The sequence below is a fragment of the Vibrio sp. C8 genome (genome assembly GCF_054051265.1).
Genome location: NZ_JBPAOE010000017.1, coordinates 23,336 through 39,200 on the forward strand (window position 1 = coordinate 23,336; position 15,865 = coordinate 39,200).

General features: G+C 39.8%; 11 protein-coding genes and 2 pseudogenes. 4 read left to right on the plus strand and 9 right to left on the minus strand.

The window, feature by feature from the left end; all coding sequences use genetic code 11:
* Positions 1-213 precede the first annotated feature (213 nt).
* The 8 genes from ACRQQK_RS10725 to ACRQQK_RS10760 all read right to left on the minus strand — a co-directional run bounded on the left by ACRQQK_RS10725 (position 214) and on the right by ACRQQK_RS10760 (position 12,124).
* Positions 214-2,265 carry a methyl-accepting chemotaxis protein gene (locus ACRQQK_RS10725; protein WP_457511364.1) on the minus strand — a complete coding sequence of 684 codons (2,052 nt, stop codon included), beginning with the start codon at positions 2,263-2,265 and terminating at the stop codon, positions 214-216.
* A 54-nt stretch (positions 2,266-2,319) separates the two neighbouring features.
* On the minus strand, positions 2,320-3,504 hold the full coding sequence (manA, locus tag ACRQQK_RS10730; protein WP_457511365.1) for a mannose-6-phosphate isomerase, class I: 1,185 nt from the start codon (positions 3,502-3,504) through the stop codon (positions 2,320-2,322).
* Between the two features lie 66 nt (positions 3,505-3,570).
* Complete coding sequence (locus ACRQQK_RS10735) at positions 3,571-5,553, minus strand: methyl-accepting chemotaxis protein (RefSeq protein WP_457511366.1); 1,983 nt, start codon at positions 5,551-5,553, stop codon at positions 3,571-3,573.
* An 83-nt stretch (positions 5,554-5,636) separates the two neighbouring features.
* On the minus strand, positions 5,637-6,938 hold the full coding sequence (locus ACRQQK_RS10740; protein WP_457511367.1) for a carbohydrate porin: 1,302 nt from the start codon (positions 6,936-6,938) through the stop codon (positions 5,637-5,639).
* Positions 6,939-7,237: 299 nt separating this feature from the next.
* Positions 7,238-8,410, minus strand: coding sequence for a glycoside hydrolase family 130 protein (locus ACRQQK_RS10745; RefSeq protein ID WP_457511368.1), 1,173 nt, complete (start codon positions 8,408-8,410; stop codon positions 7,238-7,240).
* A 119-nt stretch (positions 8,411-8,529) separates the two neighbouring features.
* Complete coding sequence (locus ACRQQK_RS10750) at positions 8,530-9,522, minus strand: glycoside hydrolase family 130 protein (protein WP_457511369.1); 993 nt, start codon at positions 9,520-9,522, stop codon at positions 8,530-8,532.
* 42 nt (positions 9,523-9,564) lie between these two features.
* Positions 9,565-10,929, minus strand: coding sequence for a phosphomannomutase (locus ACRQQK_RS10755; protein ID WP_457511370.1), 1,365 nt, complete (start codon positions 10,927-10,929; stop codon positions 9,565-9,567).
* 190 nt (positions 10,930-11,119) lie between these two features.
* Positions 11,120-12,124, minus strand: coding sequence for a LacI family DNA-binding transcriptional regulator (locus ACRQQK_RS10760; protein ID WP_457511371.1), 1,005 nt, complete (start codon positions 12,122-12,124; stop codon positions 11,120-11,122).
* Between the two features lie 204 nt (positions 12,125-12,328).
* Between ACRQQK_RS10760 and ACRQQK_RS10765 the strand changes: the two are divergent.
* From ACRQQK_RS10765 to ACRQQK_RS10775, 3 genes and pseudogenes are all read left to right on the plus strand, one after another.
* Positions 12,329-12,756, plus strand: a pseudogene (locus ACRQQK_RS10765) (transposase domain-containing protein); the annotation flags it as partial.
* A gap of 113 nt (positions 12,757-12,869) precedes the next feature.
* Entirely contained in the window at positions 12,870-13,433 is a 564-nt protein-coding gene (locus ACRQQK_RS10770; protein WP_457511372.1) for an IS110 family RNA-guided transposase, read from the plus strand.
* Between the two features lie 83 nt (positions 13,434-13,516).
* Positions 13,517-13,900, plus strand: coding sequence for a transposase (locus ACRQQK_RS10775; protein ID WP_457511373.1), 384 nt, complete (start codon positions 13,517-13,519; stop codon positions 13,898-13,900).
* A gap of 264 nt (positions 13,901-14,164) precedes the next feature.
* Here the strand turns inward: ACRQQK_RS10775 and ACRQQK_RS10780 are convergent.
* Positions 14,165-15,315 (minus strand): annotated as a pseudogene (locus tag ACRQQK_RS10780) (IS3 family transposase).
* A gap of 248 nt (positions 15,316-15,563) precedes the next feature.
* Between ACRQQK_RS10780 and ACRQQK_RS10785 the strand changes: the two are divergent.
* On the plus strand, positions 15,564-15,865 hold a 302-nt coding region (locus ACRQQK_RS10785; RefSeq protein ID WP_457511374.1), incomplete at its 3' end, for a transposase.

Consider the following 15,865-nt stretch of genomic DNA (forward strand, 5'->3'; position numbering starts at 1 on the left):
GCCCCTATATGGGTAATGCCGATCAGCTAGTCATCTTATTGAATAAATATGCACATTTTATTCAATGTATAACTAGGATTGCAAAACACCGATAAAGCAGCCGAAGTATAGATACAGCAAGGGCTTCAGAATGATTGTAGTAAATCAGTCTGGAGCCCTTGGTTTTATTGATGTCTGCTTAACTGACTGGCATTACCCTATATAGGGATATTTTTATATTCGAGTATTAAATTGCTCTACATATCTAATGAGCGTGTCATTTTCTAAAGACAACTGCCTCATAGCATCACGAGTGGAAGTCGACTGGACTAGTAATCGAGAGGAGTCATCCTTTATTGAGACAACTCTTTCACCTATATCCATAGAAACAGTTGCTTGTTCTTCAGTTGCAGTAGCGACTGTCGTAGACATTTCTAAAATCTCATCAATTTCAACTTTTAGCTTAGAAAATGCTTCTGCCGCATTAATGGCAGAAGCAACACTACTTTCACCTTCCCCTTTGAGCCGTTTCATTGTGTTACTTGCAGATGTAGAGCCTTCGACGAGCCGAGATATTTGGCTTCGGATCTCTGAGGTAGCCTCATGTGTTCTGTTAGCTAACTTACGGACTTCTTCAGCAACCACAGAGAAACCTCGACCAGAATCTCCTGCTCTTGCTGCCTCAATCGCAGCATTTAGTGCCAAGAGATTCGTTTGTTCAGCGATGCTCTGAATAACATCCAAGATCGATGTAATTTGAGATGCTTCTGAGTTTAAACTGTTTACTTTATCATTAGCAGCATCCATTTCATCGAGAAGCTTATTCAATCCATCTCGACTAAACTTCCAATCATTTTCAGCTTTATTAGATATATCATGCACATTTTGAACACTTGACGCTGTCCGTTGAGAAATGTGAGATACTTCCCCTACAGTTACTCTCATCTCAGTCATTGCAACCGAAATACTATCCGTCATATGAAGCTGATTACTCGCAAGCTCGTTAGCTAAATCCATTTTTTGAGTACATTCAGTAACTAGGATTGTAGAACGATGTACTTGCTCTTTCACCGATTTAATAATTTCATTGAAATTCTGAACCAAAGAGTTAAACGCTTTTGATAAGTTGCTTAATTCATCATTACCTTCTTCGTTAAGTACAATTGCCATATTCTTCGTTGTCGAAAGCTCGTTAATAGCCTTTACCGATCGTTCAAGAGGCATTGTTATACTGTTCATAATGATGTAAGACATCAATAAAATGGCACAAAACAGCCCAGCGGCTTCACTCAAACTAAATAAAACTTTTCGTTCAGCTTCTTCAGTCTTTGCTTCTCGTACAGCAATCAACATATCAAGCACAGACGCCATCATTTGCTCATAGGCGTTAGAAATTCTCTCTCGCTCTTTCAGCCAGTTATTTTTATCCCAATCAAATTGATTTTTCTCCACGCCGCTATAAGAGTTAAATACAGCCCAGTAAGTAGAGTTAACATCATCCAAAACACCATTGGATAACATGTTATCCTCATAGATTTCTTTTATATTAACTGGAGCTAATTCGACAAATGTTTCCCTATGAATTGATTCCAAAGCACGATAATGCATTAACTGACCGAATTGGTATGCACTGAAGTTACCCTGGATAGAGTCCGTGATCAGTTGATTTAATGTGCGGCTAGCACTAGCCGCTTTAAACAAGAAAAAAAACGAGTTCGTTATCCCGTCAAGTTCATGGTCTTTCCTAGAAAATGTTGCAATGTTAGCCAATGAAGTTATTAAATAGTCGGATAACCTATCTATATCTACAGCGGTCCAGATAGTATTGCCATCGAAGTCACTTTTATACTCATCTGAATGATCTAATTTTTTGTCAGACACCCTTCGAATATAGTCGAGCTGTGTAATCTTTCTTTCTATATCAGCAATACTGTTTTGACCTGAGAATATACTGTTAATTTGCTCACTATTAGTTTTCAAAAAGCGTAGAAATTGCTCTTTTGATTCATTAGTTTCCGCCCGTTGATTCTGCATGGTTTGCAAATCAACCTGTTCGTTCGAACTATAGATGTAAGTGCGTGTAACCACCTGCTCTTTAGCTAAATCAGCTATTAACGGCGATATTAACTCAATGTATTCAGTAGCTACAGACAAAATCACCATCATCTGTTTTTTTTCAATAGCCTCGCGTCCCCATTTATAGGAGTAAGCACTGATAGCCAATATTGGAATTAAGATAATGAGAAGTATCCGATTCTTAATAGATATACGTGATAAAAAATCCATAATAACTACCCAATGCATAGTTGATCAGTCACCTAACCAACTACAAAAGTAAAATCAATTAGTTGAAGCCGAAGCACGATAAATCACAGCATCAGAAATAGCTCGCAATACGTTTACTTCGCCAGGTCTTTGATAAAACGCACTACCTGAATTTGAATAGTGCTGTTGATTGTCTAACTTCACTTCCCCACTAAGAACAAACCAAATACATGCACCTTTATCTTCAGGCGTAGTCAGTGACTGTCCTCTCTCTAGCTTATATTCTCTAAGTGCAAAATCGTCCGCAGGAACAATATAGTCAGTGCTACCGTCTAAACGTTTTCTTCCTTCGACCGTCTCTGGTGTAATAGGCGTGAAATCTGTTATTTCTAATAACTCTCGGGTGTCAACGTGCTTTGGAGTTAACCCACAACGAACAACATTATCTGAGTTAGCCATTAACTCTATGTTTTGTCCCTCTAAGTAAGCATGGGGAACACCTGCATCTTGGTAGACAACATCGCCTTTAGACACGTACATTAGGTTCATAATGAATATCATTAGTAACCCTGCATCGAGTTCCATTTGATCACGTTCGATTCTCGCTACCGCACGCATAAACCAAAATAGTGACTCAGATTTTGAAATTTCATTTTGTTTATATGCTGAACGATTAGCCTCGATAATAGGCGTAAGTAACTTCTCAAGGTTGGAGCTTGGTAGGTTAAAGATTAATGAGACAAACCCTTTAATCCCAACACTTGAATACAGCTCCATGAGTTCCTGAAGAGATTTATATTTATTCAACTCTTCTTTAGCTTCCGTAACGTTACGAAATCCGTGTAATAAATAAAAATCGGATAAAGCTAACATTAACTCCGGTTTGTGATTGTCATCATGGTAGCTACGTTTGTCTGAAGGAATCCCCTTAGAAATCTCTCTTTTATAACCTTTTTTGGCTTGTTCAATAGTTGGATGAACTTGTATAGATAACGGCTCGCGTACATCCAATACCTTGAATAAATAGGGTAAACGACACCCATAACGCAAGACTAAGCCTTTACCTAATCGATATTCGGGAGCCGCTTCAATCCACTTAGATAACGGGGAGCCATCAATGAGTGTCGCTGAACCTGACTTATGATCACCTAGCCACAATTCCGCTGTAGGCTCATTTCCTAATCCAGAATTAAGCATCATGGGCAAGTAATGGTACCCCCCCCAAGCGTATTGTTTTACCGTACCTTTTATTTCTATCATTTTTCTCTCCTCAAAGTAGTTTCTTCGTGGTAAGCACATAAGTACTCACAAAGTCCCCTACAAAAACTAAGTGGTAAATTTGTCTAACTCATGGTGTTGCTGCTTAGATAGAGATAAGAGGTGAGAACTGCGTTCATTTACACTTTCTAATGCACTTATGCTAATTTCCAAACCAGATACAACATCAGCAACTGCGGTAGCGATATAAGAACATGATTGAAATTGTTCAGTCGATGAACGAGTAATAACATCGGTTTCCGATACTAAATCAGATATATGCATATCAATCTGATTTATCACGCTCTTTGTTTCTTGAAGGTGAATAGTGTTCTCCTGCATCTGAGAAGAACACAAAGACATTCCTTGAACAGCAACAGCACTAGCTCGGTTCAAGTTATCAATCATGTTTTGTATTTTGTGAGTAGATTGAGTCGTTTGTTTCGCAAGATTACCCACCTCATCGGAAACAACAGAAAAACCTCTACCGTACTCTCCCGCTCTTGCAGCTTCAATAGCTGCATTGAGGGCTAACAAATTAGTCTGATTAGCAATATCATCTATAACCGTGATAATTTGGCTAATTTCTGAAGTTCTATGCTCTACATCAGCTATTGTTTTTGAACTTTCTATGATTCTTTGGTTTAGCTGATCACTACCACTCGCCATTACTTCCACTGAAGTAAGCGTCTGCTCTACAAATTCACGAACAAGGTGCGTATGTCCCATAACCTTTTCAACCGCATCCTGAGTATCTTTGCTAATCTTCTCAAGTTGTTCGACTGCGGATGAAATAGAGTGCATAGACAACATTTGATCACTTCCAGCTTCACACACATTGCCAATAGCTTGGGAGTTTTTTTGACTTTGTTCTCTTAACGACGAATTGTTTTTTTTAACCTGATTAATCAATGCTCTATTTGTTTTGATTACATCTTCTAGCTGTTGTGTTAGACATAAGAACTCTTTACTCCAGCCATGTGTACGAACTTGTTGTACATAGTCTCCATTGACCATCTTTTCTAATATATTAAGTACATAACCAATAGGCTTTTTGATCTTATGAGTCAGTATGGAACCTGCGAACAATACAAATACTACGCAAATTGCAAGTGAAACTAATTGGAAGGAGACGATAGTATCCAGAACATTCGTCACGCTGGATTTTAGTTTCTGATTATTACTATTTACGACAGATATTATTTGCTTTAAATAGTTTGAGAACTCTGCTTTATAGGCCGCATATTGTTCTTTAGCTTGCTCTAATTCTTTTAATGTTGTTAGCAATTTTATTTGATTTCTACTAATTCCAGATTCAGAGAATAAATACTGTTTTAACTGCTCATTAATACCTTGATAATCACCTTCGTTTTTTAACTCTTCCAGTTCATCTAACAAGTATTCTTCTTCATCAGTTAAATAAGACTCCAAATACTGAATCTGTTGCTGAACTGCGATTGCCTCTTCTAAATCGCCAATAAACAGAATTCTATTAGACAAAGCTATAGCAGCATTACGTTTCTCTAAGTATGCTTCTATGTCCTTTTGCAAAAACTCGTCTACATCCGCCTTCTTCCCCAAAACTCTTTTCAATATTATGTCTGATGAGGCGGTGATGTTTTCTAACTCTTTACGACCTCGAATGATTGTATGATCTATTGACAGTATTGCTTTCTTTGACGCCACAATTTGGTCAGAGACGTCTTTCCATGACTGAAGCAATTCCTTTAGCTCCTTCTTGTTAGTCGTGTCAGAAATATGAGCAGAAAGTATGCTTGTTACCAAATTGTCATAGCTCAAATGTAAGCTATTTTCTGCCAACTCGACCTTAGCGATATCTTTAAGCGTTAGAATATCGTTAAGTTGCAAATCGATAGCCTGGCTTTGATGTTGTAAATCATTTGCTGTCGTATTAAGTAACAGAGAGCTTTGAATAATCTCAGCTAGGCTCTGTTTTGCTAATGTTGACCGATGAACAGTAAAAGCATTAGTCATAGAAAATATAACTATTACGCTCACAAACGCGATAATGACTTGAGTTACAACTTTCATAGCACTTCCGAATTACGAGAAAAGGAGAGAGCAAAGCTCTCTCCGAAACCTAAGACATGAATTTAGTGTTTAGATAAAGCAATTTAAAACCACACTTCGGCTTGAACACCAAAGTTAAGCGTGTCTGTATCACCGTTACGCTTATAGCCACTATCGATTTTCGCTGCTGCTTCATCATCCCATTTCGCGTAAGTCACAAAAGCGCGAATTTGAGGACGTGCCCAAAATCCTGTTTCTAACATTAGAGTTGGAGCAATTGTCACTTTGTAAAAACCGCCGTCTGCACCATCGACTTTGTCTTCTTTGATATGTTCGTAACCCAGCTCATACTGCATCGCGAAGTTTGTAGTAATTTGATTGTGCGGACGCACACCAATTGCGAAACTGTCTCGGTCATAACCTACAGTTGAAGCATCGCTCCAGTCACTCCATGGAGAGTAATCAGAATCTGATTGGTAGAAAGCAAAAGTAGAAAGCTCCCATGATTCACTTAGATTTGCAACCCCATCGAAGACAACACGTGCAGATTTAGTATCTTCAGAGTTAGCAAAACCCCAACCATTTTTGCCCAATGAGTCACCGGAAGCTAAGCCCTGACCATATTGAACCGCGATTCGAGAATAACCGCTTGCTACACCATAGAAGCCATCAAAATTGTAGACACCTGTAGCACCAAAACCATCTGTAGCAGCACCTTTATGCCAAGAATGCTCTTCCATTGAATGGGCAGCAAGCTGTACATCCAAGCCAGTGTCTGCAATTTTCTTAAACCAGACATTTAAGGATAGATCGTCTGAATATCCTTGAACAGTTGAATCTGCTGGTGATTCATTATGTCGATCTCCAGGCATAAAAGCGTAAATACCGATGTCCATTTTAGCGAATCCGACATCGACTTTGTCTACACCGCCACCTGTACCGTTGTATTGAATGTATTCCCAGTCGTATTGGTGATTTGAAGTGTTGGAAGAGCTATATCGTTTACCCGCCCAAAACACACTTTCTGGAGAAAATGAAAATCCGCCCATTTCAACAAAACCTTCACGAAACTGAATGTCATGATTATCACCATCTTGACAATTCCAGTCAGCCGTACAATTTGTTTCATGAGTGAGATTTGTACGAACTTTTGCCCACGTACCTTCATCAGTAGTAAATTTAAAAGTAGGCAGCAACTCAATTTTAGTGTTTTGTTCGTTACCAAGACGGAACTTTCCGTAATTAGTAAACAAACCCAAAGAGTTTGAACGAGTACCGTCTCCATTCAATAGCAACCCAGATTTGATATAGCCGTGAAACTCAGTAGCGGTTTCCAGAGCAAGTGCAGGCGCAGATGTTACAACCAATCCTAAGATAATGCCTTTCGTCAATTTATTTAATTTCATAGTGTTTCTTCTTATCGTTACTGTAGGAACTTTTTCAAGTGCCATCCCTAGCAAAACCTTTTCTAGTAAGGAACCACTGATGGCAAAAGAATTATATCAAAACAAAAAATAGTAACGTTACGATTTTGATCACTAATTTATCCCATTTATAAAAAATCAGATCATATTTGAGATCCAATTCTATTTTTGGTTTACTTAGAGGTCTTTATTTAGCGATTAACGTTACGGATATAATTAAAATTATTACAAAGGTCACAATATATTAAGAGCACGTAGAAGTACTCTTAATTATTTATTGACTATTTATATTTATTGTTCGATTCAATTAGTTCTATACGCTGTTTAACACAAGCAGCAGAGGTAAGAGGATCGCTGGGAGTATTGATCACGTAATCAACAAGTTGATCGACAGTAGTAGTCAATACGTGGCAACGAGTATCTGAAGATGCATAGTAAATAAACACTTCACCATTCTCACGAGCGATTAATCCATTTGAGAATACAACATTCGATACATCACCAACTCGCTCATTACCTTCAGGAGCTAAGAAATAGCCACTAGGTCGATGTGTCACCTGCTTAGGATCTTCAAGAGAAGTCATGAAGCTATACAATACATAACGAAGACCCGCAGCGGTGTTACGAACACCATGAGCAATATGTAACCAACCTTTGTCCGTTTTTATTGGAGCAGGACCTTGGCCGTTCTTAGATTCCTTAATTGTGTGATACGTCTTAGGATCGATGACGTACTCGTGTTCAACAACAGCTCCGTCCATGGAATCTGAGAATCCCATACCTATACCGCCGCCTGTACCGGCTTCAATAAAGCTATCTTGAGGACGGGTGTATAAGGCATATTTACCATTGATAAATTCTGGATGCAGTACAACATTTCGTTGCTGAGCAGATCGAGTTTTTAGATCAGGAAGACGTTCCCAAGTCACTAAATCAGTCGTACGAACTATACCACATTGAGCAACAGCAGCAGATTCATCACCAGGAGCTGCATTAGGATCTTTACGTTCAGTACAGAACAAACCGTAGATATAGCCGTCTTCATGCTTAACTAAACGCATGTCGTAAACATTCGTATCAGGTTCTTCCGTTTCAGGAATAACACATGGTTTATCCCAAAATGCAAATCCATTTATACCATTTTCAGATTCAGCAACAGCGAAGAAAGACTTACGGTCATAACCTTCTACACGAGCAACAAGGTAGAATTTTCCATTCAGTTCAATTGCCCCAGGGTTTAGAACAGCGTTAATACCTAAACGCTCGATCAAGAATGGATTTGTTTTAGGGTTTAAGTCGTATCTCCATGCTAACGGCGCATGCTGAGCCGTTAGTACAGGTTTTTCGTATCTATAAAATAAACCATTACCTGGTTTAACTGCTTCATTCTTATATTCTGTGTTCTTTTTAAACTCAGATTCTAAAAACGAAAGTCTTTCATTAAAAATTGACATGTTAAGCCTTTAAATTTGATCAAATTCTATTTTTAAGAAATTTAATAGTTAAATTCAATTTTAAAGAGCAAATTCGCAACGTTACGAATTTGCTCTAAATTTAGTCAGTTTGGAAAACTTTAAAAAACTTCAGAATTAGTCTTAAGTTCATGAATAAGGTCATCAACTGTTGTATACGCAACTGCCGAATACGTATCAGCAGCACCATAATAAACGGCGATACGACCAGTATCTGCATCTGCTAATGCAGCACAAGGGAAAGCAACATTAGGTACAAAACCTGTTGTTTCATAAGACTTTTCAGGTGTTAAAATATAATCACGAGTACGATATTTCACTTTCCATGGTTCATCAATATCTAGTAGAGCGGCACCGAAACTATATACAAAACCATTACAAGTGCCCGATACACCGTGATAAATCATCAACCAGCCTTCTGAGGTTTCAATCGGAATAGGACCAGCACCGATCTTAGTACCTTGCCACCAACCACTTCCGCCTTTACCCATAACGTGTCTGTGTTTACCCCAGTATTCCATGTCATTTGAATGACTTAAGAATACGTCACCAAATGGAGTATGGCCTGAATCTGATGGGCGATTTAGTAGAACAAACTGACCATTAATTTTGCGAGGGAACAGAACACCATTACGGTTAAAAGGTACACAAGCATTTTCAAGGCGTGTAAATGTCTTAAAGTCCTTAGTCATACCTACACCAAGAGTTGCGCCATGGTCATCAGTACACCAAGTAACGTAATAGATATCGTCAATTTTAACGACACGAGGATCGTACGCATAAGTTGGCTGGAACGACTTGCCATCTTTATCTGCCCATACAATTGGATCATGCTCAAATTCCCAGTTTAAAGCATCATTTGAGCGACCTACGTGTAAATGTGGACGACCGTTTTTGTAGTCACAGCGGAACACGCCAATGAATGTGCCTTCAAATGGTACAACCGCAGAGTTATATACACGAGCTGCTGCTGGGAATGGGTTCCAATCGATAATAGGGTTTTCACTATGACGCCACATTACGTCTTTTTCATTCACTGGGCGATCTTGCCAAGGCATATTAGGAATCGCATCACCAATAATTTTTACAGACATTTTGAACTCCAATTGATATCTAAAATTAAATCTATTTGCACATTATGCTTCTAGCAGTGACAAAATTTGTTTTGTTTTTAATTCCACTAGTTCAGGGTTAGCACGCGACTCTACGTTTAAACGAACTACCGGCTCAGTATTTGATGAACGTAAGTTGAAGCGCCATTCATCAAACTCCATACTTATTCCGTCAGTGATATCTGTTACAACAGCGGTATCAATAAATTCATCCCATACACGTTGTACTGCACTTTTTGCATCTTGAACATAACGGTTGATCTCCCCTGAGATTGGATAGCGAGATTGAGCTTTAGAAACAAACTGAGAAAGACTTAGCCCCTGTTTAGAAACAAGTTCTGCAATGAGAAGCCAAGGCAACATACCAGAATCACAATAAGCAAAATCTCTAAAGTAGTGGTGTGCAGACATCTCCCCGCCATACACAGCATCTTCTTCACGCATGCGTTCTTTGATAAATGCATGTCCTGTCTTTGATTGAATTGCAACACCACCGGCTTGAGAAACAATATCGACAGTGTTCCAGGTTAGTCTTGGATCGTGAATAATTTTGGTGCTAGGTTCTTTGTTCAAAAACGCTTCTGCCAACATGCCAACGATATAATACCCTTCGATAAACTGACCGTTTTCGTCAAATAAGAAACAACGGTCTACGTCACCATCCCACGCAACACCAAAGTCCGCGTTATGTTGAATAACTGCATCAATAGTCGATTGGCGATTTTCTGGCAGTAACGGATTAGGGATACCATTTGGAAAGTTTCCATCCGGATTATGATTAACTTTAATGAATTCAAACGGTAAGTTTGCTTCAATATTATCAACCATGTGTCCAGCCGCACCATTACCTGCGTTGACCACAATACGTAGCGGACGTAAGCACTCTTTATCCAGATACCCAAGTAAGTGGTTTGTATACTCACACGAAATATCGTAACGTTGCGATTTTTGAGTATACAAAGTGGAATTATTTGATGGGGTATATTCTCTAGACGATACAAGCTCTTTGATATCATTCAAGCCTGAATCACCACTAATCGGTTTAGATTGTTCGCGAACCAATTTCATCCCATTATATTCTTTCGGGTTATGGCTTGCTGTAACCATGATACCGCCATCTAACTTAAGGTGACTGGTAGCAAAATACACTTCTTCGGTGCCTACTAGACCTAAGTCTAGAACTTCTGTACCGCCATCAATTAGGCCTTCACGTACAAATTTAGCTAGTGATTCACTACTCAAACGAATATCGTAACCTACCGCCACTTTCTTAGCGGAAAGAAACTCTGCATATGCTCTACCAATGCGGTAAGCAATGTCTTCATTCAGCTCATCAGGCAACTTGCCTCTTATGTCATAAGCTTTGAATGCTTGGACTAAGTATTTCATGTTTTACCCTCAAAATCGTAACGTTATCATTTTTGATTTTTTCTTAAATAGTTTCAAGGATATCTTTAGAATTTAGATTATAAGTGTGATGTGTATTGAGTTTTGACGCTGCTCATAAACTATATAAAAAAAGTCAGCGCTTCTACGCTGACCTCAAATGACACGATTACGATTTTATATTTCAGTAATTTTAACGAGGATAAAGCGTTGTTTTCTCGACATACTGTAGGTCTTTAGGGTCTGTTCCTTCAACACATTGCACAATATAACGTGATAGCATTTTGCCGACACTATGGAAGTCCTGTCTTAATCCAGGAATAGGAGGCGTAAAGAAGCTTGGTAAATCACACGTTTCCACAGCTATAATTTGCACGTCTTTACCTATTTCCTTACCTGCATCCTGAATACCAGCCAACATTCCACAAGCACTAATCTCAGAGCCACAAATAATGCCATCAGGAGTATCATCTGATTCCATCATTTTCCTAGCGTATTCACGGTAGTTGTCTACGTCAGTATCAAAGATAATATCGGTATCCTTTGAAAACTTAATTCCGTGTTCCATAGACGCTCTTTTGACACCGTAATACTTATGCCAAGCATAAGTATAAACCTGAGATGAACTTAATAAACGAATTCGCTTACATCCTATATCATATAAGTAGCTCGCAGCTCTATATCCAATATCATAGTTATCAATATCGACATAAGCATGCTCTATACTCATCTCAGTTTGTCCAAAAGTAACAAAAGGAATACCTTGCTCGTGAAGGTAAGTTACTCGCTCGTCTTGGGTAAGCGTTAAGTTGAAAATAATCCCGCCAGCCAAATTATTCTCTACGGCATATTTCACTGGCTCCAAAGAATCTTGGTCTGGCTCTAATGGCAAAACAGTCAAATGGAAAGGCGTACCTTCTAAACCTGCGGTTAAACCTGCTATCAAAGAAAGAGTGCCTACGTCACCGACAATGTCCCCAGCTTTTGTAACAGGAAGAATGGCGCAAATATTATAGTTAATGCCTGTTCTTAACCCTAAGCCAGATAAATTCGGTCGATATCCTAACTTAATAGCAGCAGCTTTTACTTTGTCTTTTGTCGGTTGTTTAACATCATCACCATCTTTAAGTGCTCGTGATACTGTCGTGACAGATAAACCTGTATATTCAGCTATAGTTTTTAGGGTAGCTTTAGCCATAAGTTTCCATAATTGCCCAAATTCGTAACGTTAAGAAAGTTTCTCATTGATATATGCGTTACTCAAGCTCAAGAGACATAAATTTTAACTCCATCAAAAAAATTATCCTCCGGCATAGCCGCAATGTAGATCAGATAAGGATCGGTTGACCGATCCTTATAATAAGAGACAATCGGAAACCTGTTTATAGGTTTCCGATTTTTTATGTCTATTCAAAACTGTTTTGCTGATTTTCTTGAAGAAAGCCCTGTTGATATCTCACAGCTCATCACTTTCTCCAAGCATATTCCTGATGAGTGGATTGCTAAAGCCGCAACACTTTCCGATAAAGTGACTATCCGTCGACGTCGCTTACCTAGTGATATGGTTATTTGGCTTATTGTTGGAATGGCGTTCTTCCACAATGAACCTATTGCAGAAGTCGCACGGCGAATGAATGTCTGTGCAGAGGGACTAGCTGATGAGGAATTGTTAGCAAAAAGTGCTTTAACGCAAGCAAGGCAGCGCCTTGGCAAAGCGGCTCCAGAATGGTTGTTTAGACAATGCAGTCACAAATGGGGGTTAGAGCGTTACCCTGATGATACTTGGCGAGGCTTCAAGTTTTTGCTGTTGATGGGGCACTTTTTAGAACTGTGATCTGCTCCAGCCAGACTGATGAAATGGTCTTCCCCTCACTTTAGTCAGCAACATGTTGAGGCAAAATTGACATGTGCATTCAGTTTGAAGAATTAGTGAGGGATTCATGATGAGATGTAAAACAGTTGGTATCGATTTGGCAAAAAACTCTTTCTATTTTATAACGTTAAATGAACATGGTAAGCAAGTCGCTAAAAAGAAACTAAGTAGAAATAAAGTCATACCTTTCTTCGCTAATCACGAGCAATGCACGATTGCGATGGAGGCCTGCGGTTCTTCTCATTACTGGGGGCGAGAATTTCAAAAGCTAGGGCATGAAGTACAGTTATTACCAGCTCAGCACGTGAAAGCATACTTACGCGGACAAAAGAATGATTACAATGATGCGCTAGCGATTGCAGAAGCATCACAACACGGCTCTATTCGACAAGTTGCTGTAAAAAGTTTAGGTCAGCAAGATGAACAAAGTATTCTCCAAACACGTCGTTTATTAAGTGTGGAACAAACACGGTTAATTAATCACATAAGGGGCCTGCTTAGTGAGTACGGTATCGTTATTGAAAAAAGTGTTCCCGCCTTTAAGCGAGAGCTTCCTTTGGTTCTCGAAGACGCGACTAATGGTTTGACCGATACATTTCGCATGCTATTGAATCGTCAACATCAAGGCTATTAGAATTATGCGAAGAACTTCAGTGGTATCACGATTATATTAAATCTGTTGCAAAAGAGGATGATACCTGCCAACGGCTCGTTACCATGCCAGGAATTGGTCCAATCGTTGGAATGACACTAAAAGTATGGATGGGTGATGGACAACAATTTAAACGAGGTCGGGATGCTTCCGCAGCTCTCGGACTGGTTCCGCGTCAGCATAGTACCGGAGGGAAACCTCTTTTGCTTGGAATTAGTAAGCGTGGAGACTCTTATACCCGCAGTCAGTTAATCAATGGTGCGCGAGCTGTTGTAGCTCGCTCCAAAAACAAGAACGATATGCTGAGTAGTTGGATCAATCGACTAGTGGAAAAGAGAGGCTTTAATCGAGCGGTCATTGCGTATGCGAACAAAATGCTTCGGATGGCTTGGGTTATCGTAGCTAAAAAGCAGAGATACATACCTGCTGAGAAGTTAATAGCTCTATAGTGTACAACTAGCCCAAATAAACATACCAAATTTGTGTTACTGTAATTCTCGATGAAAAACAGGTCAAACCGACGTGCTGAAAACCTGAAAGTGTCCACGGAAAAAAACCGACAGACTGATAAGGACGGCACGTGCGAATGATTCATCAAGGTCCGAAGTTTAAGTAAAGCTTCCTCAATAGGCCGGATATATGATAGCTAACCTTGTCCCTTTTATCTGAAATGCAGCTTGCACAAATGGGGAAGACCATATATGGACACTTCATTAAGCGACATTTTGTTGTTCAAAGTTAACTGGGCTTAGATACCCAAGAGCACTGTGCCTTCTCGTCCGATTATAATCAACCTCTATGTACTCGAAGATCGTTTGGCGCATCTGGTCTCTAGTCATAATCGGCTCATATTGAATCGCTTCAACTTTCATAGAATGGAAGAAGCTCTCAACACAAGCATTGCCCCAGCAATTTCCTTTCCTACCATACTTTGTTTTAGATTATAAGCAGTTATGAGGCCTCGATAATCTTTTGAGCAGGACTGACTACCTCGATCACTATGATCGATAACCTGCTCGGGGAATCCGCGACGGAACAACGCCATTGATAGCGCATCACAGACCAGCGTAGCCGTCATTCTGGTATCCATAGACCATCCAATTACTTGTCTTGAGTAAAGGTCAATAATTACCGCCAAGTACAGCCAGCCTTCGCTTGTCGCTATATAGATGATATCTCCAGCCCATTTTTCATTCGGAGCCGATGCGCTAAAGTTCTGAGCCAACAGGTTTGGAGCAACTGGCATTTGATGCTTGCTGTCCGTAGTGCACTTAAACTTGCGTGCAGCTTTCGGCGTTAAATCTTGACGCTTCATACTGGCAGCAATGGTTTTAACATTGTAGCGATCACCGCTCTCAGACAGTTCTTTTTGGATACGCCTTGAGCCATCTCGGCCTTTGCTGTTATCGAAAGCTTCTTTGATTTTTGTATCAAGCTTTTGGCGAATAGCTTCGCGTTGGATGGCGTTGTGTCGATGCTTAATCCAGTAATAAAACCCACTTCGGGATATCCCGAACACCTTAGCCATACGCACTATACTGAAGCACAGCAGGTGTTCGAGCATAAACTCGTAGCAATCTACTTTAGATTCTTCGCGAAGTAGGTGGCGGCCTTTTTTACAATTTCTAGCTCTTCTGCTTGCTCAGCCAACTGCCTTTTAAGTTTGGCAACCTCTGCGGTGTAGCTCTTGCTCTCGCTGACTAGTACTGGTGTCTTTCTTCGAGTTCTTCCGCCACCCGTAGATTTGAGATTCATGTAAAGAAAGTTGTCTTGCTGTCGCAGCTACTCCTACTTTATCTGCTAACTTCAGGGCTTCTGCCTTAAATTCAGCGGAATGTTTAATTCTAGTTTTCTTAGTTGTCATTGTTCACCTCGTTAGTGATTGTACTCACTTAACTCGGTGTCCAAAACTGCTGGGGCGGATCAGTATTTACAGTTCCAGCGCGTGTGCGCTAAGCTCTTTCGTCCCCCATTATGACCCCCTTTCAATTTTTGTTTAGCTCTTGCAGTTGCCAGACCACAAGAGTGTTTTAACAAATTGAAAGTGTAGTGGTTTAATGATCCCGGACACCAAGTTAGGTGGTAAAGTCTCCACTGTAAATAAGGTGTTCAATGACAAAACGACAACGACGTACATTTTCTTCTGAATTTAAAATGGATGCTGCAAGCTTAGTTCTTGACCAAGAATACTCAATAGCAGAAGCTGCACACTCCATGGATATTGGTGAAACAGCTTTACGACACTGGGTCGACCAGCTCAAAATTGAGCGTGGTGGTACAACTCCAACGACCAAAGCCCTCACGCCTGAACAACAGAAAATCCAGGAGTTAGAAGCCCGAATTAGTCGCTTGGAAAGAGAAAAATCCATACTAAAAAAGGCCACCGCTTTCTTAATGTCGGACGAACTCGAACG